This is a genomic window from Caballeronia sp. 11_S32 (assembly GCF_056930355.1).
Genome location: NZ_JBXOWH010000003.1, coordinates 2,312,458 through 2,339,278 on the forward strand (window position 1 = coordinate 2,312,458; position 26,821 = coordinate 2,339,278).

The window sequence follows — 26,821 nt, forward strand, 5'->3', positions numbered from 1 at the left end:
CTCCTATCCAGTGGAAGACATCGTGAATGACAACATCCATCGGCACGGCCATCAAGCTGGCCATTCGGCATAGGAAACCTCTCGCTGAACATCGGAACGCCTAGGCCATTCGGCCGACTGTTCACGCATGCCAGGGAGCGGTTATTGTGCATGAAGGACGCGGTGCGCTGCAGCGAGGAAGCGGGCACCGCGAAAATCGCATCGGATGGCGTCGGCTAGAATAAGCACCCTTCCTTGCGCACGTTTTCATTCCAGCTTTTCACGCCCCGCGCGGGCCTCTCGTCATGCTCAGTTATCGTCACGCTTTTCATGCAGGCAATCACGCCGATGTGCTGAAACACGCAATCGTCGTTCAGATGCTTCGCTATCTCGGCCAGAAGGACAAATCGTATTGGTATATCGACACGCATGCCGGCGCCGGGGTCTACTCCCTCGTCGAAGGCTTCGCGACGAAGAACGCCGAGTTCGAGACGGGCATCGGCAGACTTTGGGATCGCGACGATCTGCCGCCGCTGCTCGCGGATTACGTCGATGAAGTGAGGGCGCTGAACACAGACGGCCATCTGCGCTTCTACCCCGGCTCGCCCTATCTCGCGTGGCGCACGATGCGCGAGCAGGACCGTATGCGGCTTTTCGAGTTGCACAGCACGGAGATCGACGTGCTGCGCCACAATTTCCGCGACGCCGGCCGCCGTGCCATGGTGTACGAAGGCGACGGCTTCGAAGGCATCAAGGCGATTCTCCCGCCGCCGCCGCGCCGGGCGCTCGTGCTGATCGACCCGTCGTATGAGGACAAGCGCGACTACGCGCGCACGCTCGCCTGTCTCGAGGAATGTCTCACGCGTTTCGCGACGGGAACGTACGCGGTCTGGTATCCGATCGTCACGCGCATGGAATCGCAGCGCTTCGCCGATCAGTTGAAAGCGATTCAGCCGAAGGGCTGGCTGCACGCGGCCTTGACCGTCCGGAAAGCACCGACGGACGGCTTCGGCCTGTACGGCAGCGGCATGTTCGTACTCAATCCGCCGTACACGCTCGCCAAGGAACTGAAGGAGTCACTGCCCTATCTCGTCGATACCCTCGGCGAGGACGACGACGCGGCGTTCAAGCTGGAACATCGCGCGGACTGAACTGGGCTGGAGATCATGGATGAGGCGTGCGCGGCACTCTCGGCCGCGGTACGCCGCCCGGCTGTACGGGCACATTGGGCTGCCCGCTCGAAAATTCGACATAAGGCGAAACGACAATGGGCGGCTGCTCCTGCTGCGGGAGTTCCGGCAACGTCGCCATCGGCACCATGCCGGGGCCGCCGAGCGTCCCGCTCTGAAGCACGGTCCCGCTCACGCCACTGTGTATGCCGGTTTGCGTATCGAGCACCAGAGGCTCGCCGCCCGGCTTCGCGAATGCCAGTTGCGAGCCGCACCATGCCACGACAAGCGCGACGCAAAAACGCGCCGGTAGCTCAACGCGATAGCGCTTCGGAGCGCGGATTTTCGTCGTGTTCTTGATGTGCCCTGCCATCGCGCGCTCTTTATGTAGACGAAACTGCTTTACCTTACCCCCGTGGCAAGCTTTAGGCTAGGCGTTCCCGCTCAGAACGAGTCATGCAACCGCCTATTTCCCAGGAGATACGATGAAATCAACGAGAATCGCGCTTGTCATCTTCACGGCCCTCTGTAGCGCAAGCGCGATCGCGCAGAACGCCGCGCCCGCGAGCGACGCAATGCCCGGCATGAACATGGAGCAGCACGCGCCGAAGCCCACCGACGTCTCGTCCACCGCGGCGTTTCAGGCCGCCGATCAGAAGATGATGTCAGGCATGTCGAGCATCGAATACACGGGCGACGCCGACCGGGACTTCGTCGCGCACATGATTCCGCATCATCAGGGCGCGGTGGAAATGGCGAAGGTCGAGCTGAAGTACGGCAAGGATGCCAAGCTGCGCAAGCTGGCCAAGGACATCATCGCTGCGCAGAACAAGGAAATCGCGTTCATGAAGCAATGGCTGGAGCAGCATCCGCACAAGCAATGAAGTGCGAATCGGCGCGGCGCTGCCGCGCGCGCATCGAGCGAAAAGACAAAAGCCCCGCGATGCGGGGCTTTTCAACTTTCACGTCCGGCGTCTTTCACGCCAGGAACGGAACGCTTACGCGTTGTAGCCGTTCGTTTCGAGCGAGCGGATGCGCTGCTCGAGCTGGACGATGTCCGTGGATTGCGCAAGATAGGCTTCGCGACGGCGCTGCTCAGCGATTTCAAACCAGATGCTCAGTTTTTCGATCAGAAATGCAAACATGATGTTCTCCAAGGTCTTCGAAAGATCCCTGGCGGTTCGGGTCAGGGATTACCCGCGTTAGGGAATACCCGGATTATAGGGGAGAACATCGACGATGTGGTAGTGAAATGCTTGAATAGTGTGCATTCGGTTTCGGAATGGTGCGGGCAGGGTAATTGCTTTAAACCAATGATTTTTCGGATGATTGTTCGTCCATCCGACGTCGCTGCCACTTTTCAAGCACCATATCGGTGCATTCACTGCGCCAGCTTATCCAGAATCGGGCAATCCGGGCGGGCATCTCCGTGACAATGCTTCGCGAGATGCGACAGCGTGTCGCGCATCTCCGTCAGTTCGGCGATTCGCCTGTCCAGTTCCGCGACGTGCTCCAGCGCGATCGACTTCACCTCGGCGCTCGCGCGCGATCGGTCCTGCCAGAGCGCAAGCAGCTTGCGAATATCCTCGACGAGAAATCCGAGGCGGCGCGCCTGCCGCACGAAACGCAGTGCATGAACCTCCTGATCGCGGTACACGCGATATCCCGACGACGTCCGTCCCACCGGATTGAGCAATCCGACGCTCTCGTAATAGCGGATCATTTTCGCCGTCACGCCCGACGCGCGGGCCGCTTCTCCGATGTTCATCTTTCGCTCCTGAAAAAGTCATCCCGACTCTACACCTTCCCATAATGGCAAGGTATACGATGTCATCCACCGAAGCTTTTTCAAGAGGAAACCGCAATGACCGAATTCGAAGTCCAGGGCATGAGCTGCCAGCACTGTGTCGCGGCCGTGACACGCTCGATTCAGGAAATCGATCCGCAGGCGCAGGTGCGCGTCGATCTGGAGCGCGGCAGGGTTGCCGTCGAATCGGGGCAGTCGGACGATGCGCTGAAGGAAGCCATCGACGAAGCCGGTTATACAGTCGTCGGCGTCGCTTCGGCATGACGGCAGGCGCGCGCTTCACCGTCGCGCTCATCGGCGCATCGGGGCTGCTGGGCCGCGCCGTCGCCGATGAACTGGCAAGCGCACCCAGCGCAAGGCAATGGCGCATCGTGCGCACGGCCCGCAGCCGCGTCGACGCGCAGAGCATCGGACTCGATCTGCTCGATCATGACGCGGTGCGCGCGTTTCTTCGCGATCTTGCGCCCGACGCGATCGTCGTCGCGGCGGCCGAGCGGCGGCCGGACATCTGCGAAAACGATCCGGCGCGCGCCCGGGCGTTGAACGTCGATGCGTTGAGCGTGATCGCGGCCGAAGCGCGCTCGCTCGGCGCGTGGGTGCTATCGATTTCGACGGACTACGTATTCGACGGCACCGCCCCGCCCTATTTCCCCGATGACGCGCCCGCACCGCTCAACGCCTACGGTCAAAGCAAGCTGGATGGCGAACGCGCGTTGCTCGCGGGCGACCCGGCGTCCTGCGTATTGCGCCTGCCGCTCCTTTACGGGCCTTTCAGCGACTGGAACGAATCGGCGGTGACGAGCCTCACGCCCGCGATCGTGAAATCAGCCGATCCGTCGAGCCCGCCGGCCCCCATGGACGCCTGGGCCACGCGTTATCCGACTTTCACGCCGGATGTAGCCGTCGTGATTCGCGGCATGCTCGAACATCATGCGCGAGGCGCAACGATTTCCGGCGTCACGCAATGGTCCGGCGACGAACCGATGACGAAGTTCGATATCGCCCAACGCATCGCGCGCGTGCTGAACGTGGACGCGAAGCTCGTCGCAGAGCGCACGCCGACGGACGCGACGCCGCGCCCGCGCGACTGTCATCTCGATTCGGGACGGCTGGAAGCGCTCGGCATCGGCCGGCGCACGCCATTCGACACCGCGATCGCCGGGTTGCTTGCGAGGTATCCGGACGTTCCGTGTCAGTGAAAATCGCGGCTCGGCGTGGCGAGACGGCCGAGCAGCGCGCTATGGTCTTCTAGCCGCTGCGCCACCAGATGCCGCACGTCGCCTTCCATTTGCCAGACGCCGTGCACGCCGAGCAGCGACGCCCCCAGCAGCACCTTGCGCTGCTTCTCGACGAGCCCCGGCCAGACGATCACGTTGATTGCGCCGGTTTCGTCTTCGATCGAGACGAAGATCGTGCCGTTCGCCGTGCCCGGCCGCTGGCGCACCGTCACGATGCCGCACGCCCGCACGAAGCGCCCGTTCCTGATGCCTTCCAACTCAGCCGCGCTCTTGAAGCGCAGGCGCGAAAGCTTCGCGCGCAAGAGCGCGAGCGGATGACGATTGAGCGTGAGCCCGAGACTCGCGTAGTCATCGACGATTTCGCGGCCTTCCGATGCTTCGGGCAGCACGAGCGGCGCCTCGCTCATCGGCGCGTCGCGTAGCAATTCGGGCGCGCGCTGCTGCGCGGTGACCGCCCACCACGCCTGACGCCGATGTCCTACGATGCTCGCGAGCGCATTGCCCGCCGCGAGCGCTTCGAGCTCGCGGCGCGACAAGGCGGCGCGGCGCGTGAGATCGTCGACATCGGCGAACGGCGCTTGGGCGCGCGCGGCCATGATCCGCTCGGCCGCCGCCTGCGGGAAGCCCTTGATCAGTTGCAGGCCGATCCGCACGCCCGGCCCTTTCGCCCCGTATTGCCGCGCCGGCAACTTGATGCGCGCGGCAAGCTTGCGCGCGCCACGCCGCATGGTCTTGCGAAAGATCTGATTCGATACGGCCGCCCCGTAGAACTGCTGACGCCGACGCTCCTTGCCGGCATCGAACACGATGCGCTCGCCGTTGCCGGACCGCGCTTCCAGCACCGATTCCCAGTCGCTCAGCGACACATCGGGCGCGAACACCGGCACGCCGTGACGCCGCGCGTCCTGCACGAGCTGCGAAGGCGAGTAAAAGCCGAGCGGCTGGCTGTTCAGCAGGCCGGCCAGAAACGCCGCGGGCTCGTAACGCTTGATCCACGCGCTGAAGTAGACGAGCAGCGCGAAGCTCGCCGAGTGACTCTCCGGAAAACCGTATTCGCCGAAGCCCTCGATCTGCTTGCACACGCGCGCAGCGAAATCGTGCTCGTAGCCGCGCGCGAGCATCTTCTTCATGAGATCGGCCTGATACCGCTCCAGATGGCTGCCGCGACGCCAGGCGGCCATCGCGCGGCGCAACTGATCGGCCTGCTCCGCCGTGTAGCCGGCCGCGACCATTGCGAGCTTCATCACCTGTTCCTGGAAAATCGGCACGCCGAGCGTGCGGCCGAGCACCGGCCGCAATTCCTCTTTCGGATATTCCTCGTCTTCCAGCCCCTGCTTGCGACGCAGATACGGATGCACCATGCCGCCCTGAATCGGGCCGGGACGCACGATCGCCACTTCGATCACGAGGTCGTAGTACTTCTGCGGCCGCAAGCGCGGCAGCATGCTCTGCTGCGCGCGCGATTCGATCTGAAACACGCCGATAGTGTCCGCGCGGCAGCACATCTCGTAGACGGCCTGATCCTCGCGACGAATATGCGAAATGCTGAAACCCGGCACGCCGCGCCGCAGTGCGACGAATTCGAGCGCGCGGCGGATCGCCGAGAGCATGCCGAGCGCGAGCACGTCGACTTTCAGCAGCTTCAGCTGATCGATGTCGTCCTTGTCCCACTGAATCACGCAGCGGTCTTTCATCGCGGCGTTTTCGATCGGCACGAGCCGCGACAACCGTTCCCGCGCGATCACGAAACCGCCGACGTGCTGCGACAGATGCCGCGGAAAACCGCGCAGCTCGCGCGTCAGGCGGATGAGATGCTTCGTGACGTGCGAATCGTCGCTGAAGCCGGCTTCCCTGAGATAGCCCGCCACCGCCGACGGCCCATCCCACCACTGCTGCGACTTGCCGATGCGCTCGATCAGCGACGCATCCAGCCCGAGTGCCTTGCCGACGTCCTTCAGCGCGCTGCGCGTGTGATACGTGATGACCGATGCCGCCAGCGACGCGCGATGCCGTCCGTACTTCCGGTAGATGTACTGGATGACTTCCTCGCGCCGCTGATGCTCGAAATCGACGTCGATGTCGGGCGGCTCGTTGCGCGCTTGCGAAATGAAGCGCTCGATCAGCAAGCCCATTCGCACCGGATCGAGCTCGGTGATGAAAAGGCAATAACAGATGATCGAATTCGCCGCCGAGCCGCGGCCCTGACACAGAATCTTCTGGCTGCGCGCAAACGAGACGATGTCATAGACCGTCAGGAAGTACTTCTCGTATCCCAGCTTCGCGACGAGCGCCAGCTCCTTTTCGATGAGACCGATGGTCTCCGCATCCATACCGTTCGGCCAGCGCTTGAGTGCACCCGCGATCACCTGCTTGCGCAAGTAGCTTGCGGGCGTCTCGCCGGGCGGCACCAGTTCTTCGGGATATTCGTACTTGAGTTCGTCGAGCGTGAAAGTGCAGCGGGCGGCCACTTTCAGCGTTTCCCTGATCGCCTCTTTCGGATACAGCGCACCGATGCGCAACCGCGTGCGCAGATGCCGCTCAGCGTTCGCTTCCAGCGCGTAGCCGCATTCGCCGAGCGGCCGGTTCAGGCGGATCGCGGTCAGCGTGTCCTGCAACGGCTTGCGCGAGCGCGCGTGCATCAGCGCACCGCTTGCCGCGACGAGCGGCAATCCGCTCGCTTCGGCGATCACGCGGCACGAAGCGAGACGTTCATCGTCGCTGCCGTCCTGCCATAGCTCCAGCGCGAGCCACGCGCGGCCGGCGGCGAAACCGGCCAGCCAGTGCGCGCGATCGAGCGTGTCGGCGAGCGTCGCCGAGCGCTGCGGCACGAGAATCAACAAGCAATCGGGCAAGTGCCTCAAATGCGCGATATCACCACGCAGATCGCTTGCATCGGATGAGCTGGCGGGATCGGTGAAGTCTTCCGGACCTATCTTGTAACTGCCCTTCGCCGAACGCGAACGCGCAAGCGAAATCAGCTCCGACAAGTTGCCGTAGCCCGCGCGATCCGTCGCGAGCGCGATGAGCGTGCAGAACGGATCGCCGTCGGCATTAGTGAGATGCAGTTCGCTGCCGATGATCAGCTTCAGCGCTTGCCGCCTCGGCGGCGGCTCGCCGGCCTCCCGCGCCGCTGCGGCCGCGGCTTCGGCCTTCGCCTCGATGTCCTTGATCGCGGCATGCGCGCGCACGACGCCCGCGAGCGAGCATTCATCCGTGATCGCGAGCGCGGTATAGCCGTGCTCGAGCGCGGCCTCAGCCAATTCCTGCGGATGCGACGCGCCGCGCAAGAACGAAAAATTGCTCAGGCAATGCAACTCGGCGTAACCGGGTAACAGCGCCGACGCCGACATCGAGCCGAGAAATGCGGCTTTTTCGTCGCCTTCGCCCAAACCGATGATGTCACTCAAATCATCCATGGCGCATCATCCGAAAAAACCGTGCAGGAACCAGTAACCGGTGAGACGTTCGCGATAGAGCCAGAACATGCGGCCGCGATCGTCGGCGGCGACGTAGTAATCGCGCTGCACGCCGTTGCCGTCCCACCATCCCGCCTCGATGCGCTCGGTCCGGCTGATAAGTTTCAGCGGACGCCGATAGAACGGCCGCTCGTTGCGCAGCATCAGCTTTTGCGGCGTTTCGAGTATCCACGCCGGACGCGGCTGCGAAGGGACGGCCAGATCGGGAAGTTCGAGCGGCCCGTCGGATTCGGTTTGCGCTTCTTCGACTTCTGTTTCGATGGGCGCGTCGGCTTGTGCTGCTTGCATCTTCGGCGCCTTCTTGCCGCGCTTCGGCTTCGTTTCGCGCTCGGGCTTATAGGCTTCGACCGTCATCGCCGCCTCGGGCCGATGATCGTCCCGCGCGACCAGTTGCACGACATTCTCGGCGCCGAGCCGCGCACTCAGGCGTTCGAGCAGTTGCGCCATCGAGTCGCTGTCGGAGCCCGGCATTGGAAATAGCGTGTCGGCTGGCGGCGCATGCTCGCTGACCTTGTCGGCCAAAAGCTTCATCTCGATCACAGGCGCCGCGAGCGTCGTCTGATTCAACTTCTCGCGCAGCAGCCAGAGAATGTGATCGGCATCGCGCGTCGGCACGGCCCACGCCACCTTGAACGTCGACGTTTTCGGCGCGTGACGGGCAGCCAGCTCGTGCTCGAGCAAGAGCGAAAATTCGCTGACCGCCGCATGATGCGCGCTCAGCCAGCCGGCGAGTTGCAGCACGAGCCGGCGGGCGGCGAACAACAACGCGTCTGCGCTTTCCACGCGCGCCTGCAATTCGAGCCGCGCTTCGAACGACGCCGGCGCGCTGAATGCCTCGCGCGGATCGGGCGCCTGTCCGTACGCCTGCGCGAGCCATTGCAGGACACCTTGCCCGAACCGTCGCGCGACGCCCTTGCGCGGCAGGCGGCGCAAATCGGCGAGCGTCGCGCAGCCGATCTGCTCGAACGCGTTGCCGTGCGAATGCGCCGACGGAACGAGCGATACGGGCAGTTCATCGAGCACGTGTACGAGCGTCGTTTCTTTCACGATGCGCACGCGACGTGCAACACGGCGCGTGCGCGCATGAGCGAGCAGCCACGCGCCCCACGCAGTCGGCGCGCAGCCCATGCGTGAGGTGAAGCCGCATCCCTTTACCGTCGATGTCACCTTGGACAGCAACGCGCGCAATCCGCCGAAGAGCCGCATGCTCGCACCGACTTCGAGCAGCACCGTATTCGCATGAGCAAGCACGACTTTGGGCGTGAACGCGAGCAGCGCCAGCGCAACGGCTTCGAGTGCGCTCTGCTCCTCGCGAATATCGACGGCGAGCAACGTCAGCTGCGGCGCCAGCGCGAACGCATGCGAGCGCGTGCTGCCGGGACGCACGCCGAGCCGAAACGCGACGAGATCGGGCATCAGGATGCGCGCGTGATCGGCGAGCGCGAAGCATGGCTGGTCGATGCCGTCGGCGCGGGCTTCATTGGCCGTCGACGTCGCTCCATGCAAGGTCGAAGTCACCGATGCTGAGGGCATCGATGGCGGCCTGACTGCTTCGAGCGATAAAAGCGGCAATGTCACCGCTATCCACAACATGTTTGACCTCTCGTGCTTTCCTTGCCTGATGCGCACGACGAATATGCTCGGGCAAAGCAGGCATTTGCAGCGGTAAGCTCAACTGCAACGGCTTTTCCAGTAGCGGGCCGCGCCGCTTGATGATGTCGATTTCAAGCATGACGGCCTGCATCCACTCGCGGCGGTTCATCGTCTGCGCGTCGGCGGGAAGTATCGGTTTACAAACCATGCGCAACGGCGCAGCGGATGACTGCTTCGCCGCCTTGAGCGGGCGAAACAGGAATGCCAGCGACTGCGCTTCCTGAGCCGCCACCTGGAGCCTTCGCAGCGCTTCGGGACGCACTTGAGGCAGCCAGATCAGCACAGCGCCGATGCCTTCCTGTTTCAGCGCCTGTTCCGCGGTCCAAAGCACCTGATCTTCGGGGGCCTTGACCCAGACCAGTTTGTTCACCGCGATGTTCATCTTCCGAAGCGCAGCTAGATTGGGCTTCCACGGTGGCGCGATGAAGACGACGGACCGGCCCTTGCTCGCGGTCAGTTCCCGAAGCGTGCGCGCGAGCAGTCGGATTTCCCCCACGCCGCTTTCTTCGATCAGCAATTCGGTGACTGTGCCGGGCATCCAGCCTGCGCCGGGCAAGGCCAGATCGAGCGCCCGAAAGCCACTCGAGATGATGTTCGAGTCAGGATCGTGGATCGGACTGCCCTGCCAGACCTGACGCTGCAGATGCGATGTCAGCCCGATATCGAACAATGAAAGTGCGGCACCCATGAGTTTCCCCGTCCAGCGCGAATGCAAGGGCCTGCTCATGGTTCGAGCACTCGTTGGCCTCTGGTTTTACTGTATATTTATACAGTATTTCGATGCTAGCGGGTAAACAAGTGGGCAGCGGAAAGCACGCTGCGCGGAGCGTAGAGAAATGGAGGAAGGTCGAGGAAGAGTTTGTCGGCGCTCGTGCGAAAACGTCGCCCCAAACGCAAAAACCCCACCTTTATGGGGTGGGGTTTTTGTTGCAGCATGAGGAGCCTGACGATTACCTACTTTCACACGGGTGATCCGCACTATCATCGGCGTGGAGTCGTTTCACGGTCCTGTTCGGGATGGGAAGGGGTGGTACCGACTCGCTATGGTCATCAGGCATGACTTGTTGCTGTGTCGCGGGTTCGCGCTACAGCCAATCTGGGAAGAAGTAGAAGTGTTTGGGCAGTGACTGCGGGCACAGGCGTCACTCAACCAGCGTTCCCCCTACGGGGACTTGTCCCAGTCAGCGCTGAAGCGCTAACTTGAGACTGACGCAAACACACTGGTTATAGGATCAAGCCTTACGGGCAATTAGTATCAGTTAGCTCAATGCATTACTGCACTTACACACCTGACCTATCAACGTCCTGGTCTGGAACGACCCTTCAAGGGGCTCGAAGCCCCGGGGATATCTCATCTTAAGGCGAGTTTCCCGCTTAGATGCTTTCAGCGGTTATCTCTTCCGAACATAGCTACCCGGCGATGCGACTGGCGTCACAACCGGTACACCAGAGGTTCGTCCACTCCGGTCCTCTCGTACTAGGAGCAGCCCCCTTCAAATATCCAACGCCCACGGCAGATAGGGACCAAACTGTCTCACGACGTTTTAAACCCAGCTCACGTACCTCTTTAAATGGCGAACAGCCATACCCTTGGGACCGGCTACAGCCCCAGGATGAGATGAGCCGACATCGAGGTGCCAAACACCGCCGTCGATATGAACTCTTGGGCGGTATCAGCCTGTTATCCCCAGAGTACCTTTTATCCGTTGAGCGATGGCCCTTCCATACAGAACCACCGGATCACTATGACCTGCTTTCGCACCTGCTCGACTTGTCGGTCTCGCAGTTAAGCACGCTTATGCCATTGCACTATCAGCACGATTTCCGACCGTACCTAGCGTACCTTCGTACTCCTCCGTTACACTTTGGGAGGAGACCGCCCCAGTCAAACTGCCTACCATGCACTGTCCCCGACCCGGATCACGGGCCAAGGTTAGAACCTCAAACAAACCAGGGTGGTATTTCAAGGACGGCTCCACCAAGACTAGCGTCCTGGCTTCATAGCCTCCCACCTATCCTACACAGATCGGTTCAAAGTCCAATGCAAAGCTACAGTAAAGGTTCATGGGGTCTTTCCGTCTAGCCGCGGGGAGATTGCATCATCACAAACACTTCAACTTCGCTGAGTCTCGGGAGGAGACAGTGTGGCCATCGTTACGCCATTCGTGCAGGTCGGAACTTACCCGACAAGGAATTTCGCTACCTTAGGACCGTTATAGTTACGGCCGCCGTTTACCGGGACTTCAATCAAGAGCTTGCACCCCATCATTTAATCTTCCGGCACCGGGCAGGCGTCACACCCTATACGTCCACTTTCGTGTTTGCAGAGTGCTGTGTTTTTATTAAACAGTCGCAGCCACCAGTTTATTGCAACCCTTTCACCCTCCTGGCGCAGGCCAGTCAAGCTACAAGGGCGTACCTTATCCCGAAGTTACGGTACCAATTTGCCGAGTTCCTTCTCCCGAGTTCTCTCAAGCGCCTTAGAATACTCATCTCGCCCACCTGTGTCGGTTTGCGGTACGGTCATTATTAGACTGAAGCTTAGAGGCTTTTCTTGGAACCACTTCCAATTGCTTCGCTTCCGAAGAAGCTCGCGCCACACCCTTGAATTACGTGCCCGGATTTGCCTAAGCACCTTCTCCAATGCAGCGACCGGGACGTCCAACACCCGGACAACCTTCCGCGATCCGTCCCCCCATCGCATCTAACAATGGTGCAGGAATATTGACCTGCTTCCCATCAGCTACGCATTTCTGCCTCGCCTTAGGGGCCGACTCACCCTACGCCGATGAACGTTGCGTAGGAAACCTTGGGCTTACGGCGAGGGGGCTTTTCACCCCCTTTATCGCTACTCATGTCAGCATTCGCACTTCCGATACCTCCAGCATGCCTTTCGACACACCTTCGCAGGCTTACGGAACGCTCTCCTACCACACACGTATCTTTCAACGTGTATCCGCAGCTTCGGTGACTGGCTTGAGCCCCGTTACATCTTCCGCGCAGGACGACTCGATCAGTGAGCTATTACGCTTTCTTTAAAGGGTGGCTGCTTCTAAGCCAACCTCCTGACTGTTTTAGCCTTCCCACTTCGTTTCCCACTTAGCCAATCTTTGGGACCTTAGCTGGCGGTCTGGGTTGTTTCCCTCTTGACACCGGACGTTAGCACCCGATGTCTGTCTCCCGTGATTGCACTCTTCGGTATTCGGAGTTTGCTATGGCGTAGTAATCCGCAATGGACCCCACAACCATGACAGTGCTCTACCCCCGAAGGTGATACACGAGGCACTACCTAAATAGTTTTCGGAGAGAACCAGCTATTTCCAAGTTTGTTTAGCCTTTCACCCCTATCCACAGCTCATCCCCTAACTTTTCAACGTTAGTGGGTTCGGTCCTCCAGTACGTGTTACCGCACCTTCAACCTGGCCATGGATAGATCACTTGGTTTCGGGTCTACGCCCAGCAACTGATCGCCCTATTCGGACTCGCTTTCGCTACGCCTGCCTTAATCAGTTAAGCTCGCTACTGAACGTAAGTCGCTGACCCATTATACAAAAGGTACGCCGTCACCCCTTACGAGGCTCCGACTGTTTGTATGCATGCGGTTTCAGGATCTATTTCACTCCCCTCCCGGGGTTCTTTTCGCCTTTCCCTCACGGTACTGGTTCACTATCGGTCGATCACGAGTATTTAGCCTTGGAGGATGGTCCCCCCATCTTCAGACAGGATTTCACGTGTCCCGCCCTACTTGTCGTACCCCTAGTTCTTTCATACTGTTTTCGCTTACAGGGCTATCACCTGCTATGGCCGCACTTTCCAGAGCGTTCAGCTAACAATACAAATAAAGAGTACAGGCTGCTCCCATTTCGCTCGCCACTACTTTGGGAATCTCGGTTGATTTCTGTTCCTGCGGTTACTTAGATGTTTCAGTTCACCGCGTTCGCTTCACATAGCCTATGTATTCAGCTATGGATACTCCATTAGGAGTGGGTTTCCCCATTCGGACATTTGTGGATCAAAGCTCGTTTGCCAGCTCCCCACAACTTTTCGCAGGCTACCGCGTCCTTCATCGCCTGTGATCGCCAAGGCATCCACCACATGCACTTGTTCGCTTGACCCTATAACGAGTGTGTCTGCTTGCGCGTCTTCACCACGTCATAGGCTGAGTATTCGCGTTGTGCCGTATTCCAAGTCATCATTAAGATCACTTTTCATACTTGATACAATCACTACCCTGAATCGTTAATCACGCCCATCTCTAAGCGCTTTCGCGATTCTCTTTACTACTTCTTCCAGATTGTTAAAGAACGTTTAGCCGATAGGTGCACTTCTATACCTACAGCATCAACTGGCTTCAATCGCCAATGCACAGGATTCAATGATTTGAACACTGTGCATTGAGGATTGGTGGAGGATGACGGGATCGAACCGACGACCCCCTGCTTGCAAAGCAGGTGCTCTCCCAGCTGAGCTAATCCCCCGTGTATGCCTGACTTCGACTCCGTCTCTCATCAGCACGCCCCGGGTGGTGGGTCTGGTTGGATTCGAACCAACGACCCCCGCCTTATCAAGACGGTGCTCTAACCGACTGAGCTACAGACCCTTAGCCTGTCTTAACCACAGCCGATAAGCGTGAGCACTTGATAGTTTCGTGCGAAGCTCGAGAAAGGAGGTGATCCAGCCGCACCTTCCGATACGGCTACCTTGTTACGACTTCACCCCAGTCATGAATCCCACCGTGGTAAGCGCCCTCCTTGCGGTTAGGCTACCTACTTCTGGTGAAACCCACTCCCATGGTGTGACGGGCGGTGTGTACAAGACCCGGGAACGTATTCACCGCGGCATGCTGATCCGCGATTACTAGCGATTCCAGCTTCACGCAGTCGAGTTGCAGACTGCGATCCGGACTACGATCGGTTTTCTGGGATTGGCTCCACCTCGCGGCTTGGCAACCCTCTGTTCCGACCATTGTATGACGTGTGAAGCCCTACCCATAAGGGCCATGAGGACTTGACGTCATCCCCACCTTCCTCCGGTTTGTCACCGGCAGTCTCCTTAGAGTGCTCTTGCGTAGCAACTAAGGACAAGGGTTGCGCTCGTTGCGGGACTTAACCCAACATCTCACGACACGAGCTGACGACAGCCATGCAGCACCTGTGCGCCGGTTCTCTTTCGAGCACGTCCACCTCTCAGCAGACTTCCGACCATGTCAAGGGTAGGTAAGGTTTTTCGCGTTGCATCGAATTAATCCACATCATCCACCGCTTGTGCGGGTCCCCGTCAATTCCTTTGAGTTTTAATCTTGCGACCGTACTCCCCAGGCGGTCAACTTCACGCGTTAGCTACGTTACTAAGGAAATGAATCCCCAACAACTAGTTGACATCGTTTAGGGCGTGGACTACCAGGGTATCTAATCCTGTTTGCTCCCCACGCTTTCGTGCATGAGCGTCAGTATTGGCCCAGGGGGCTGCCTTCGCCATCGGTATTCCTCCACATCTCTACGCATTTCACTGCTACACGTGGAATTCTACCCCCCTCTGCCATACTCAAAGCCTGCCAGTCACCAATGCAGTTCCCAGGTTAAGCCCGGGGATTTCACATCGGTCTTAACAGACCGCCTGCGCACGCTTTACGCCCAGTAATTCCGATTAACGCTCGCACCCTACGTATTACCGCGGCTGCTGGCACGTAGTTAGCCGGTGCTTATTCTTCCGGTACCGTCATCCTCCACCGATATTAGCGGCGAAGTTTTCTTTCCGGACAAAAGTGCTTTACAACCCGAAGGCCTTCTTCACACACGCGGCATTGCTGGATCAGGGTTGCCCCCATTGTCCAAAATTCCCCACTGCTGCCTCCCGTAGGAGTCTGGGCCGTGTCTCAGTCCCAGTGTGGCTGGTCGTCCTCTCAGACCAGCTACAGATCGTCGCCTTGGTAGGCCTTTACCCCACCAACTAGCTAATCTGCCATCGGCCGCCCCTATAGCGCGAGGTCCGAAGATCCCCCGCTTTCTCCCTTAGGTCGTATGCGGTATTAATCCGGCTTTCGCCGGGCTATCCCCCACTACAGGACACGTTCCGATGTATTACTCACCCGTTCGCCACTCGCCACCAGGGTTGCCCCCGTGCTGCCGTTCGACTTGCATGTGTAAGGCATGCCGCCAGCGTTCAATCTGAGCCAGGATCAAACTCTTCAGTTCAAACCTGTTACTGTTTTCGGGTTCCATGAACCCGGTCGCTCACTCAACGTACTGACGATGATTAATCTGTCTGAAGACAGAAAAACCTTCCTCTGATACTTCGTGTGAGACTCTTGATTACTTTTGCTATTGCCGGGATTCCGAAGAACCCCAACCGCACTCGCCATCAAGCGCCCACACTTATCGGCTGTTAGTTTTTAAAGAGCACATCGCAAGGGCTTGACTACCTGCCGTCTTGCGTCGCTGCGTTATCAGCAGCAGAGAAACGAGATTATGAAGAACATTTCTACATCTGTCAACAAGAATTTGAAGCTTTCGTTTCTTGTCGACCGCGCCAGGAGCCTTCTACAACCTTCTCCAAGCACATGCCGAAACTATCTTTCCCGCTTCCTTCGCGTTCATCGAATCGCGAAGGAACGGAATTTTAGTGAGTGAACCGCGCCTTCGCAAGGGGGAATACAAAAAATACTCAGCCTCCCGAGCGACGATGATGTCCAACGGCTACTCGTGCTGCAACGCCACACGATGAAACCCGCCTCCAAGCGACTACAATTAAAGGTTCTCCGCACCAATTCACTCTGTATAGATATGCGCTCGCGAATCGCAAAACGTATTCCCCCGGACGCCGACAAACTCGTCAGCCTCTCCCTCGCGCTCTTCGCGTCGGGCAGCCGCGTCGAGGATCGCTTCTGGGAAGCCCGCCTCGACACGCTCATTGCCAAGCTCGTACGCAACGGCAATCAGACGACGCTCGACGCCGCGCTTGACCATCTGCAGCAGAATCATCCGGACGCCTATGGCGCGCTGGCCGACATGGCCGAGACGCACAGCGAGTCGTTCAGAATCGACATCGACGGCGCACCTCACGAAGCGTTGCTGATCGCCGCGCCGGTGCTCGCGTGGACGCGCTACGCGATCCCGTCCGGCACGCTCAAAAGCGACGCGGTCGATGCATTGCGCACGCAGATGCAAGCGCATGTCCTCGCGGCAGGCGCGCGCGTGGCTGTCGCGCCCTACCTCTACAGCATCGACCAGTTGCCACGACATCACGTCGACACGGCGCGCCTCGCGCAACAGTTACTGCAGACCGTGCAGAACGGCAGCGCTGCGCGCCTGAACCTGGCCGACCTTCCGGAGACCTCGCCGATTCTCGCCGACCCGCGCTTTCTGTTGGCTCTGGTCGTCGTGCCGGCCGGCGCGGCATTGTTCCGCTGGCAGGAGGACGAGAACGGCAGCCGCGTCGAACGTGGCCAGTGTCTCGAACAGTGGGCGGCACAAGGCGGGCCGAGCTTTGCAGCCATATTGCCCGGCTGCGAGTTCGAGTGCCTGCTGCCCGACGCCTATTACTCGGCCTGTCGCGATGCCGACGAGCAAGTCCGCCCGCACACCGTGCGCACCGCCGTTCGATACCTCTTTGACACCCTGGGCACCGCGCCTCAGGACTTGCGCGCGGTCATCGCGGGGTTCGGCGACCGGCGCATCGACGAGTACCGCATCGGCTTCACGCGACGCGGCAGCAACGACGTCATCTATGGCGTCGTGTGGCCGCTTTACGGGCGAGAGAACGGAGAGCTGGGGATGGACGAGGATGCCGTCGATCTCGAAGGCGCGAATGGTCCCGTCGAGGAAATCGTCGAGCTGCTGAAGAAGGCCGGCGTGTCGGACGTGCGCAGACATGCGGGACGCTTCGAGCCGGAGTTCTGCGACGACTGCGGCGTACCGCTCTATGCCGATCCGCTCGGCGAGATCGTCCATGCCGAAATGCCCGAAGACGCTGAACCGGCGCAACCACATTTTCATTAACGCGGCCAATTAGCACCCTAATCAGCCCTGCGAACCCCGCCCTAGCGCGGGGTTTTGTGCATTTATGCCTATGCCATTCGGCTAGGGGGCCAAATGACCTCAAATTTGTCAATATTACCGGGACGCCGGCACTTTACCGGCGCTGAGTTCCCGGAGCCACGGCGACGGGTGTATTGACCAGAGGTAAAGCATGAAAATAAACATCATTGGTTCCGACGCCGAACGCCGGGCGGGCCTTAAAACATTGCTGCGCCGCGTCGCGCGTCAGGCGCAATTCACCGAGGCGAAAGACTGGAGACAAGCTCGTTCCGCCTTGAAACGTTCCCAACACGACATGATCGTGATCGACTGGTCGCCGAATCTGCGCATCGGCGACCTGCAGAACATGCTCGACGACACACCCCGCATTCCGGTTGCAGTCATGGTCGACCGCTGCGGCGCCGCCCTCGTCTACGCGCTGGTGAGCGCAGGGGCAATGGGCGTGATCCCGCGCCTGCTCGATCCAATCCTGATTCTTCGCGCACTGGAGATGGTGCTCGTCGGCGGCCACTATATTCCGCCGGACGTCGTCGACCCGGAACTGACACTCGAGCTCACCGCCCGCCGCGCGCAAGTCGGCGTCAAGCTTCCGCACAGGATTCGTCATCATCCGACGCTCTCGCCCCGGCAACGGCAGATCATGCGCTGCGTGCACATGGGAAGCACCAACAAGATGATTGCGAAGACGCTCGGGATCAGCGAAGGCACGGTGAAAATCCACCTTGCAAGTATCTTCCAGCAACTCGGCGCCACGAATCGCGCCGCCGCGGTCGCGATTTACAACGGGGTGCAAAACGCGCATCTCGAGATTCTGCGCAGCGGAAGCGAGCCGGCGGCGCGCGTCGTATCGGGCCAGCCAGGCGTGATTCCGCTGCGCAGGCCACGGACGCGCTATCCTTCGCTCCTCGACAACGACTCGGCCTCGCTGCCGATGGCCGCCGAGCCTGAATCACCGTTCTAGCAACGAACGAGGCAAAAGGGTCCGTCCTTTGCGCACACGTTTTACGCGCAACGAGTAATATGCAAGGCATGGGGTTCTTCTACACACCGCTACCGCTTTGGCTTACCGTCGGCAGCTGGATCGTCGCCGCGGGACTGCTCGCGCTCGTAATGCTGCAGCGCCCCTTCGCTCGCCTGCAAGACGCCACGCTGCAGAACGTGTGGCTTGGCGTCATCGTCGCGGTCTCGGTGCTGTGGGCGTGCAATGCATGGTTCGACGACGGACCCGTGATCCATCTGCTAGGCGCGACGCTGATGGTCACGCTGTTCGACTGGCGGCTCGCGCTCATCGGCACAGCTGCGACGACAGGCCTCGCCGCAGTCGTGCTCGATGCTTCCTGGCTCTCGGTCGCGACCACCTATATTCTTTTCGGCGCATTGCCCGTCGCCGTTTCGACCCTGCTGCAACGCCTGAGCAACGCCTGGCTGCCGCGCAATCTTTTCACTTTCATTGCGGGGCACGGCTTCATCACTTCCGCGGCCGCGGTTGCGGCCGCATGCGGTGCGACCGTGCTGCTTGAGATGGCGCTCGCCGGCGGCCCCATCGTCGTGCCCGCCGCGTTCACGCGTGGTTCGCTGTTGCTCGGCGGCGGCGAGGCGCTATTCACAGGCCTGCTCACCATCCTCATCACGGTGTACAAGCCTGCGTGGATCACCACGTACGACGTGCGCCGATATCGTCTCGATCGCGGTCCGCGCGTCTAGGTTACGCGCGAGCACCAGTCGCTTACCGTCCGGTTCGACGCATATAAGATTTCTGGCAGTCGTCACGCGCGCAAAGTGCGATAAGATTGAACTCCTTCCCCACACGGCGCATCTTACTTGCCCGTGTCTTCTTAGCGCCAGACTTGATGGAAAGTAACTACGCACCGCGCCGGCTCCTGCGGCTCGTCGGCCGGTTGGCGGTATGCGCATCGTTGGCATGCGCGGTTTCCGCTTTTGCCGATTCGCTCGACGAGCGCAACGAACTGATTCACCACTTCGTCACCGACTTCAACGCCAATCCGCTCGTCGCGGATTGCGCCGCGCATGGCAACTTCATCGCCAGCACATCCACCGCCTTCGATCACGTCGAGTTTCCGCCCACTTCGTTCGATGCTTCCCACTCCGCGATCGAGCCGTGGAATGATTCGTTCGATGAGAAAAAACAACGAATCAAGGTGGACAACGTCGTGACCGTCGAAGGCCAAGGCATTCCGAAGAACGGCGAGCGCGATTCCACCGCGCTCAAGTTCCGCTGCGGTTATGTCGGCAGCCAGATGCTCGCGTTCGGCTGGAACGATCCCGTGCCGCCCTTGCGTGCGCGCGCCGAACCGCGTTCCACGCACACGACGGGCAAGCACGGCGCGAAATCCAAGGCAGCAGCGAGCAAAACGAAAAGCACAAGCAAGAGCACGGCAAAGAGCGCGCCGAAGTCTTCAGGCAAGTCGGCGAAGAAATCGACCAAGACGCACTGATCCGCTTCTTACCGCATCGAAGACACAGCAAAAAAAGGGCGTGGCCACACAAAGTGGCCACGCCCTTTTTACGTCTGCGGCGAATCGCCGGCCGTCAATCGCCAAACGATTGGAGATGCCACAGAATCGCCTGCAGCATCGATGCGCCGAGCGCCGCGCTGCGCGCGCCGTTCCAGCCGACGCTCTCGTCGGGCAGATTGGCGTTGTCTTTGAACGGCATCTCCAGCGTGAGCGACAGACACTTGTACTCGTTGCCGATGTACTTCGATGCGAGCTTGAGCGCATCCGTCTGATACTTGCCCGACTCGTAGCCGTATACGTCCTGAAAATCCGGGCTCGCCTGCTTGAAGAAGTCGACGAACGCCTTCTGCTCCTTCGCCTGCTGCTCGGTGAAGCCCGGCAGCATTTCCGAGCCCGCGACGAACACGTACGGAATGGCTTCATCGCCGTGGATATCGAAGAAGAGATCGCAGCCGGTATCCTCGATCGCCTCGCGTACGAGCAGCACTTCAGGACTGCGCTCGGCGCTCGGCTCCATCCACTCGCGATTCAGGTTCGCGCCCGCCGCGTTGGTGCGCAGGTTGCCGAGCACGCTGCCGTCGGGATTCATGTTCGGCACGATATGGAACACGGCACGTTCGAAGAGCGCGCGCGCGACCGGATCGCCCGCCCAGTCTCCGAAGCCCGCGAGGCGCTTCACGAGCCCTTCGACGAACCATTCGGCCATCGTCTCGCCCGGATGCTGGCGTGCGATGATCCACACTTTCTTCTTCGGTTCGGCCTCGCCGAAGTCCGGCAGGCCAAGCGAAAGCACCGACATCGGCCGGCCCTGCACCGTGCTGCCGAGTTCGGTCAGCGTCGCGAGCGGCATCTGCTGGACGGCGCCGAGAAACTCCGAGTGGCGTTCCTCGCTGTAAGGCTCGAAGTACGCGTAATAGATGCGGTCGAAGTCCGGCGTGTGATCGATCTTCATGACCTTGCCGTCGAATTCCGTCGACACGCGGAACCAGTTCACGCGGTCATAGCTCGCGACGGCTTCATAGTCGCGCCAGCCTTCCGGGAATGCGCACTGCGCCGCGTTCTCGAAGGTCATCACGAGACGCTCGCCGCGCGCGCCCGACACGCGAAAGTAGAACCATTGCGCGAAATCGGCGTGCGAATCGGGTCGAATGCGTAGGCGAATGTCCGTGGGTTCGTCGGCGTTGAGGACTTCGATCGCGCCCGCGTCGAAGTTGCTTGAAATGGAGAGGCTCATCTGCGTTTCCTTGCGTGCTTGCCGCGCGGACTCATTCCGCTACGCGGCGACGAAATACATATGTCGAATCGTTCGATGCCTTCGCGTCGAACCTGTAGCCTTCGCTGTCGAAGCCCTTGAGCGCTTCCGGCTCGTCGATGCGGTTCTCGACCGCATAACGCGCCATCAGGCCGCGCGCGCGCTTCGCGTGAAAGCTGATGATCTTGTATCGCCCGCCCTTCCAGTCCTCGAACACGGGCGAGATGACGGGCGCGGCCAGGAATTTCGGCTTGATCGACTTGAAATATTCCTCCGACGCGCAATTCACCAGCACGCGCGCGCCGCGCTGCTTCTTCAGGTGCTCGTTGAGCGCCGCCGTGATGCGCTCGCCCCAGAATGCGTACAGATCCTTGCCGCGCGCGTTGGCGAACTTCGTGCCCATCTCCAGCCGATAAGGCTGCAGCAGATCCAGCGGCCGCAGCAGGCCGTACAGCCCCGACAGCACGCGCACATGGTTCTGCGCAAAATCGAGATCGCTCGCCGACAGTGTCTTCGCGGCGAAGCCTTCATACACGTCGCCGTTGAACGCGAGCACCGCCTGCTTGGCGTTGTGCGCGTCGAAGGTCGGGGACCAGTCCGCATAGCGCTGGAAATTGAGCGCCGCAAGCTGATCCGAAATGCCCATCATGCCGCCGATCTGCTGCGGCGAGAGTTCGCGCAGGCCGTCGATCAATTCGGCGGCGTCATCGACGAACTGCGGCAGCGTGTGCTTCTTGATATGGGCGGGCGTCTCGTAGTCGAGCGATTTGGCGGGCGAGAGAACGATTATCATGGAGGCTCGCCGGCACGCCGCCGGCGATCATTGGCATAAACCCCTGATTGTATCGAATGGACCATTCCGCCGCGCCGCCGCCGTTGCCGTTGTCGTCCCCGATGCGCGTGGTGCTCGATTCCAATGTCTGGATCGACATCCTCGTGTTCGACGACCCCGCCACGCGCCCGATTCACGCGGCCCTCGAAGCCCGCACGCTCGAAGCGCTGATCGACGAGCGCTGTCTCAGAGAGCTCACGCGCGTGCTCGACTATCCGCAGTTCGTGCGCATGGAAGTCGACAAGAGCGCCGCGCTCGCGACCGTCGCGCGCCTGTCGACGCACGTCGCAGCGACCATCGACGAAAACGAACGGCCGCTGCCCAAGTGCCGCGACCGCGACGATCAAAAGTTTCTGGAACTCGCGCATGCGTCGGGCGCCGACTGGCTCGTCTCGAAGGACCGCGCCGTGTTGAAGCTCGCGCGGCGCGTCGCGCGCGACTTCGCGTTTCGCATCGCGGAGCCGAAACCCTTCGTTCTCGAATTCGAGGCACAGGCGGCCATCGGCTGATGCTGTCTTAAAATAGCCGCGAGCCACCATCCACTGCCCACATGACCATGAACGCCACGCACGAATTGCCGCCGACACCGCCCGAGCTTTCCTTCCCGTCGCGTCTGCCCAATGTGGGCACGACCATCTTCACCGTGATGAGCGCGCTCGCGACGCAAAAAGGCGCGGTGAATCTCGGTCAGGGTTTCCCCGATTTCGATTGCGACGCGCGCATCGTCGATGCCGTCGCGACCGCGATGCGCGACGGCCACAATCAATATCCGCCGATGGCCGGCGTCGCGCCCTTGCGCCAGGCGATCGCGCGCAAGATCGACTCTCTTTACGGCCGCGCCTACGACGCCGACCGCGAGATCACCGTGACCGCCGGCGCGACGCAGGCGCTCTTGACTGCAATCCTGTGCTGCGTGCATCCGGGCGATGAAGTCATCGTCATCGAGCCGATGTACGACAGCTACGTGCCGTCGATCGAGCTCGCGGGCGGCAAGCCGGTGTTCGTGTCGCTCGAGGCGCCCGACTATGCCCTGCCCTTCGACAAGATCGCCGCCGCGATCACGCCGAAGACGCGCCTCCTGATGATCAACACGCCGCACAATCCGACCGGCCGCGTGTGGCACGCGGAGGACATGAAGAAGCTCGAGGAGATCGTGCGCGGCACCAATGTGCTGATCGTCTCCGATGAAGTCTATGAGCACATGGTCTATGACGGCGCGCCGCACGAGAGCGTCTCGCGCTATCCGGAACTGGCGAAGCGCAGCTTCGTCGTGTCGAGCTTCGGCAAGACGTTTCATGTGACCGGCTGGAAAGTGGGCTACGTGGCCGCGCCCGCCGCGCTCACCGCCGAATTCCGCAAGGTGCATCAGTTCAACGTGTTCACGGTGAACACGCCGATGCAGATCGGCCTCGCGCATTATCTCGAGGACCCGAAGCCGTATCTGGAACTGCCCGCGTTCTATCAGAAGAAGCGCGATTTCTTCCGCGAAGGTCTCGCGAAGACACGCTTCTCGCTGTTGCCGTCCGAAGGCACGTACTTTCAGTGCGTCGACTATTCGAAGATCAGTGACATGCCCGAAGCCGAGTTCTCGAAATGGCTCACGAGCGAAATCGGCGTCGCGGCGATTCCGGTGTCGGCGTTCTATCACGAGAGTCACGAATCGGGCGTCGTGCGCTTTTGCTTCGCGAAGAAGGAAGAAACGCTCGCGCTCGCGCTCGAACGTCTCGCCAAACTCTGAGCGTCCGCGCGCGACATTGCGCGCGCGCTCGATCGGCTGGCCTCGCCCGACGCTGCGCGAGCCCCGCGTGTTCCATTCCTGAAGGAGCAGAACCGCATCATGAGTCAGCACGAATACAGGATCGAGACGCTCGGTATCGTCGGCAGCGGTGCGATGGGGCGCGGCATCGCGCAGATCGCGGCGCTCGGCGGGCTGAACGTGCGCCTCTACGACACGAACCCGAAAGCGCTCGCCGCCGCGCGCGAGTATCTGTCGGAAACCCTCGCGAAGCTCACCGCGAAGGGCAAGCTCAAGGAAGCCGACGCGCACGCGGCGCTCGCGCGCATCCGCGATGCTGGCGACACGGGCGAGCTGTCCGATTGCGATGCCATCGTCGAGGCGATCGTCGAGAATCTCGACATCAAGCGCGAGTTGTTCCGCGAGCTCGAAGCGGTGGTCGGCGAGCATTGCATTCTCGCGTCGAACACGTCGTCGCTGTCGATCACCGCGATCGCCGCCGGATGCGCGCATCCCGGGCGCGTCGCGGGCTTTCACTTCTTCAATCCGGTGCCGTTGATGCGCGTCGTCGAAGTGATCGACGGTTTGCGCGGCGACCCGCGCGCCGGCGACGCGCTGATGGAGCTCGCGCGCCGCATGGGCCACACGCCGGTGCGCGCGAAGGACATGCCGGGCTTCATCGTCAATCATGCCGGGCGCGGCATGAACACCGAAGGCCTGCGCGTCGCGAGCGAAGGCGTTGCGAGCTTCGCGGATATCGACCGCATCATGCGCGAGCAGGCGGGATTCCGCCTCGGGCCGTTCGAGCTGCTCGATCTCACCGCGCTCGACGTCTCGCATCCGGTGATGGAATCCATCTATCACCAGTTCTATGAAGAGCCGCGCTTCAGGCCGTCGCCGATCACGGGCACGCGGCTCGCGGGCGGGCTAATCGGGCGCAAGGCAGGCGTTGGCTTTTATCGTTATGTCGATGGCAAGCAGGACGTGGCGCCCGAGCCGGCCGCGCCCACGCACTTGCCGACGCGCGTCTGGATCAGCCGCGCATCGCACGAAGGCCGCGAGGAAGTGCTGAAGCTGATCGCCAAGTGCGATTGCTCGGTGCATATCGATTCGGGCCACGCGCCCGAGCCGGATTCGCTGATCATCGTGACGCCGCTCGGCTTCGATGCGACCACCACCGCCGTCAACGAGCATCTCGACGCGACGCGCGTTGTCGCCGTCGACACGCTCTTTCCGCTCGACACCGTCGCGCGCCGCACGATCATGACGACGCCCGCGACCACGCCCGCGATGCGCGACGCGGCGCACGCACTCTTCGCCTTCGACGGCGTGCCCGTCAGCGTGATCCGCGATTCGACCGGCTTCGTCGCGCAGCGCGTCGTCGCGACGATCGTGAACATCGGCTGCGATATCGCGCAGCAAGGCATCGCGACGCCCGAGGACATCGATCTCGCCGTGACGCTCGGCCTGGGCTACCCGCGCGGCCCGCTCGCGCTCGGCGATGCACTCGGCGCGCGCACCATCCTCACGATCCTGCGCAACATCTACGCCGTGCTCGGCGATCCGCGCTACCGGCCCGCGCCGTGGCTCACGCGGCGCGCGCAACTCGGACTTCCGCTTACCCATATCGAGGAGCTCAGATGAGCGCCGAACTACTGACAGACCGTCCCGCGGGCAGCGACACCACGCTCGTGCTGAAGCTCTCCAACCCCGGCGCGCGCAACGCGCTGCATCCGGACATGTACGCCGCCGGCATCGAAGCATTGAACACGGCGGAACGCGACAACTCCGTGCGCGCGATCGTGCTGACGGGCGCCGACAACTTCTTCTGCGCGGGCGGCAACCTGAACCGCCTGCTCGAAAATCGCGCGAAGGATCCGTCGGTGCAAGGGCAAAGCATCGACTTGCTGGCCGAATGGATCAGCGCGCTGCGTGCATCGACCAAACCGGTGATCGCGGCCGTCGAAGGCGCGGCGGCGGGCGCGGGTTTTTCGCTCGCGCTCGCGTGCGATCTGATCGTCGCCGCCGATGACGCGAAGTTCGTCATGTCGTATGCACGTGTCGGCCTCACGCCGGATGGCGGCGCATCGTGGTTTCTGGCGCGCGCGCTGCCGCGCACGCTCGCGAGCGAAGTGCTGCTCGAAGCGAAGCCGATAGGCGCGGCGCGTCTGCATGAAGTGGGCGTCGTGAACCGGCTGACGAAGAAAGGCATCGCGCTCGATGCGGCCATCGCATGGGCCGACGATCTCGGCAGCGTGTCGCCGAAAGCGATGGCGCGGATCAAGTCGCTCATCAACGCGGCCGATGTGCAGCCGCTCGCCGCGCATCTCGACATGGAACGCGACAGCTTCGTCGACGCGCTCCATCACGGCGATGCGCTCGAAGGCATCACCGCATTCCTCGAAAAGCGTCAGCCGAACTATCGCTAAGCCCATGGCTCACTACGAACTGCCGAAGCGCCGGCGCATCTTTCTGATGCGGCATGGCGACGTCACCTATTTCGACGACAGCGGCCGCGCGATCGATCCCGAAAGCGTGCCGCTCAACGAGCGCGGACGCGAGGAAGCGCGCGCGGCGGGCCTCGAGTTCGCCGCGCAGAAGGTACGTTTCGATCGCGTGATCGTGAGCGGGCTGCCGCGCACGGTCGAAACCGCGCAACGCGTGCTCGCGGAAACGGGCCAGTCGATCGAGCCGGAAATCTGGCCCGAGTGGCAGGAGATTCGCGGTGGCAAGCTCAAGGACCTCTCGACGTCCGATATCGAGCGCGCGTTCCTCTCCGTGTTCGATGGCGTCGTGCCCGAAGACATGCAGTTTCTCGGCGGCGAAACGATCGGCGAGTTGCTCGATCGCGCGCTGCCCGCCGTCACGCGCCTGCGCGAAGATCGCTCGTGGGACACGGTGCTGCTCGTGCTGCACGGCGGCGTCAATCGCGCACTGCTTTCTCATGCGATCACGGCGGGCGGGCGCGCGTTCTTCGGGCATCTGTCGCAGGCGACGGGCTGCATCAACGCGCTCGATGTCGGCGAGAAACCCGGCGACTGGGTCGTGCACGCGATCAATCATTCGCCGCCCTCGCCGCTGCACGCCGACGTGCGCAACACGACGATGGAGCTGCTCTACGCGCAATTCATACGCTACAAGGCCGGCGACATGAGTTGATGTACCAG

The 26,821-nt window shown here is 61.3% G+C and carries 21 protein-coding genes, 2 tRNA genes and 3 rRNA genes; 13 read left to right on the forward strand and 13 right to left on the reverse strand.

Annotated elements, in window-relative coordinates:
• Positions 1-284: 284 nt before the first annotated feature.
• On the forward strand, positions 285-1,130 hold the full coding sequence (locus tag AC1Z32_RS22450; protein WP_483480662.1) for a 23S rRNA (adenine(2030)-N(6))-methyltransferase RlmJ: 846 nt from the start codon (positions 285-287) through the stop codon (positions 1,128-1,130).
• A 13-nt stretch (positions 1,131-1,143) separates the two neighbouring features.
• On the opposite strand, the gene AC1Z32_RS22455 is transcribed toward AC1Z32_RS22450, so the two are convergent.
• Positions 1,144-1,521: a hypothetical protein gene (locus AC1Z32_RS22455; protein WP_483480664.1), complete on the reverse strand. Its 378-nt coding sequence runs from the start codon at positions 1,519-1,521 to the stop codon at positions 1,144-1,146.
• Positions 1,522-1,633: 112 nt separating this feature from the next.
• Between AC1Z32_RS22455 and copM the strand changes: the two genes are divergently transcribed.
• Positions 1,634-2,032: a CopM family metallochaperone gene (gene copM, locus AC1Z32_RS22460; RefSeq protein WP_483480666.1), complete on the forward strand. Its 399-nt coding sequence runs from the start codon at positions 1,634-1,636 to the stop codon at positions 2,030-2,032.
• Positions 2,033-2,146: 114 nt separating this feature from the next.
• Here the strand turns inward: copM and AC1Z32_RS22465 are convergent, their stop codons facing one another.
• Together AC1Z32_RS22465 and cueR are read right to left on the reverse strand one after the other, a co-directional pair.
• Positions 2,147-2,293, reverse strand: coding sequence for a DUF3563 family protein (locus AC1Z32_RS22465; protein ID WP_074173448.1), 147 nt, complete (start codon positions 2,291-2,293; stop codon positions 2,147-2,149).
• Between the two features lie 236 nt (positions 2,294-2,529).
• Positions 2,530-2,916, reverse strand: coding sequence for a Cu(I)-responsive transcriptional regulator (cueR, locus tag AC1Z32_RS22470; protein ID WP_483480668.1), 387 nt, complete (start codon positions 2,914-2,916; stop codon positions 2,530-2,532).
• A 96-nt stretch (positions 2,917-3,012) separates the two neighbouring features.
• Between cueR and AC1Z32_RS22475 the strand changes: the two genes are divergently transcribed.
• Positions 3,013-3,219 (forward strand): heavy-metal-associated domain-containing protein, encoded by a 207-nt coding sequence (locus AC1Z32_RS22475; RefSeq protein ID WP_483480670.1) that lies wholly within the window; start codon positions 3,013-3,015, stop codon positions 3,217-3,219.
• Positions 3,216-4,154, forward strand: coding sequence for a dTDP-4-dehydrorhamnose reductase family protein (locus tag AC1Z32_RS22480; protein ID WP_483480672.1), 939 nt, complete (start codon positions 3,216-3,218; stop codon positions 4,152-4,154). Before AC1Z32_RS22475 ends, AC1Z32_RS22480 begins: the two co-directional genes overlap by 4 nt.
• Here the strand turns inward: AC1Z32_RS22480 and AC1Z32_RS22485 are convergent.
• The 8 genes from AC1Z32_RS22485 to AC1Z32_RS22520 all read right to left on the reverse strand — a co-directional run bounded on the left by AC1Z32_RS22485 (position 4,148) and on the right by AC1Z32_RS22520 (position 15,516).
• Complete coding sequence (locus tag AC1Z32_RS22485) at positions 4,148-7,609, reverse strand: error-prone DNA polymerase (protein WP_483480674.1); 3,462 nt, start codon at positions 7,607-7,609, stop codon at positions 4,148-4,150. The genes AC1Z32_RS22480 and AC1Z32_RS22485 overlap by 7 nt on opposite strands.
• A 6-nt stretch (positions 7,610-7,615) precedes the next feature.
• Entirely contained in the window at positions 7,616-9,202 is a 1,587-nt protein-coding gene (locus tag AC1Z32_RS22490; protein ID WP_483480675.1) for a Y-family DNA polymerase, read from the reverse strand.
• Positions 9,147-10,010: a translesion DNA synthesis-associated protein ImuA gene (gene imuA, locus AC1Z32_RS22495; RefSeq protein WP_483480677.1), complete on the reverse strand. Its 864-nt coding sequence runs from the start codon at positions 10,008-10,010 to the stop codon at positions 9,147-9,149. Before imuA ends, AC1Z32_RS22490 begins: the two co-directional genes overlap by 56 nt.
• Positions 10,011-10,263: 253 nt before the next feature.
• Positions 10,264-10,377 (reverse strand): 5S ribosomal RNA (gene rrf, locus AC1Z32_RS22500).
• 173 nt (positions 10,378-10,550) lie between these two features.
• Positions 10,551-13,437 (reverse strand): 23S ribosomal RNA (locus tag AC1Z32_RS22505).
• Between the two features lie 287 nt (positions 13,438-13,724).
• A tRNA-Ala gene (locus AC1Z32_RS22510) sits at positions 13,725-13,800 on the reverse strand.
• Between the two features lie 45 nt (positions 13,801-13,845).
• A tRNA-Ile gene (locus tag AC1Z32_RS22515) sits at positions 13,846-13,922 on the reverse strand.
• A 62-nt stretch (positions 13,923-13,984) separates the two neighbouring features.
• A 16S ribosomal RNA gene (locus tag AC1Z32_RS22520) occupies positions 13,985-15,516 on the reverse strand.
• The 16S, 23S and 5S rRNA genes sit together here with 2 tRNA genes alongside, the layout of an rRNA operon.
• A gap of 588 nt (positions 15,517-16,104) precedes the next feature.
• Between AC1Z32_RS22520 and AC1Z32_RS22525 the strand changes: the two genes are divergently transcribed.
• From AC1Z32_RS22525 to AC1Z32_RS22540, 4 genes are all read left to right on the forward strand, one after another.
• Positions 16,105-17,319: a DUF2863 family protein gene (locus tag AC1Z32_RS22525; RefSeq protein WP_483480679.1), complete on the forward strand. Its 1,215-nt coding sequence runs from the start codon at positions 16,105-16,107 to the stop codon at positions 17,317-17,319.
• A gap of 190 nt (positions 17,320-17,509) precedes the next feature.
• Positions 17,510-18,319, forward strand: a complete 810-nt coding sequence (locus AC1Z32_RS22530; RefSeq protein WP_483480681.1) for a LuxR C-terminal-related transcriptional regulator — start codon at positions 17,510-17,512, stop codon at positions 18,317-18,319.
• A 68-nt stretch (positions 18,320-18,387) separates the two neighbouring features.
• Entirely contained in the window at positions 18,388-19,062 is a 675-nt protein-coding gene (locus tag AC1Z32_RS22535; RefSeq protein WP_483480683.1) for a hypothetical protein, read from the forward strand.
• A gap of 146 nt (positions 19,063-19,208) precedes the next feature.
• A complete protein-coding gene (locus AC1Z32_RS22540) occupies positions 19,209-19,814 on the forward strand; it encodes a BspC domain-containing protein (RefSeq protein ID WP_483480685.1) in 606 nt (201 codons plus the stop codon).
• A 94-nt stretch (positions 19,815-19,908) separates the two neighbouring features.
• Here the strand turns inward: AC1Z32_RS22540 and AC1Z32_RS22545 are convergent, their stop codons facing one another.
• Positions 19,909-21,069 carry a M14 family metallopeptidase gene (locus tag AC1Z32_RS22545; RefSeq protein WP_483480687.1) on the reverse strand — a complete coding sequence of 387 codons (1,161 nt, stop codon included), beginning with the start codon at positions 21,067-21,069 and terminating at the stop codon, positions 19,909-19,911.
• A gap of 31 nt (positions 21,070-21,100) precedes the next feature.
• On the reverse strand, positions 21,101-21,880 hold the full coding sequence (gene yaaA, locus AC1Z32_RS22550; protein ID WP_483480689.1) for a peroxide stress protein YaaA: 780 nt from the start codon (positions 21,878-21,880) through the stop codon (positions 21,101-21,103).
• A gap of 56 nt (positions 21,881-21,936) precedes the next feature.
• Here yaaA and AC1Z32_RS22555 point away from each other — a divergent pair, with 56 nt between their 5' ends.
• The 5 genes from AC1Z32_RS22555 (at position 21,937) to AC1Z32_RS22575 (ending at position 26,813) form a co-directional block, all read left to right on the forward strand.
• Positions 21,937-22,428: a putative toxin-antitoxin system toxin component, PIN family gene (locus AC1Z32_RS22555; RefSeq protein WP_483480691.1), complete on the forward strand. Its 492-nt coding sequence runs from the start codon at positions 21,937-21,939 to the stop codon at positions 22,426-22,428.
• Positions 22,429-22,475: 47 nt separating this feature from the next.
• The gene (locus AC1Z32_RS22560; RefSeq protein WP_483480693.1) at positions 22,476-23,657 is read left to right on the forward strand and encodes a pyridoxal phosphate-dependent aminotransferase; all 1,182 of its coding nucleotides are present in this window, start codon (positions 22,476-22,478) and stop codon (positions 23,655-23,657) included.
• Between the two features lie 99 nt (positions 23,658-23,756).
• The gene (locus tag AC1Z32_RS22565; RefSeq protein ID WP_483480695.1) at positions 23,757-25,298 is read left to right on the forward strand and encodes a 3-hydroxyacyl-CoA dehydrogenase; all 1,542 of its coding nucleotides are present in this window, start codon (positions 23,757-23,759) and stop codon (positions 25,296-25,298) included.
• A complete protein-coding gene (locus tag AC1Z32_RS22570; protein ID WP_483480697.1) occupies positions 25,295-26,083 on the forward strand; it encodes an oxepin-CoA hydrolase, alternative type in 789 nt (262 codons plus the stop codon). The genes AC1Z32_RS22565 and AC1Z32_RS22570 overlap by 4 nt, the downstream gene beginning before the upstream one ends.
• Before the next feature lie 4 nt (positions 26,084-26,087).
• Complete coding sequence (locus tag AC1Z32_RS22575; protein WP_483480699.1) at positions 26,088-26,813, forward strand: histidine phosphatase family protein; 726 nt, start codon at positions 26,088-26,090, stop codon at positions 26,811-26,813.
• The last annotated feature ends 8 nt before the right edge of the window (positions 26,814-26,821 follow it).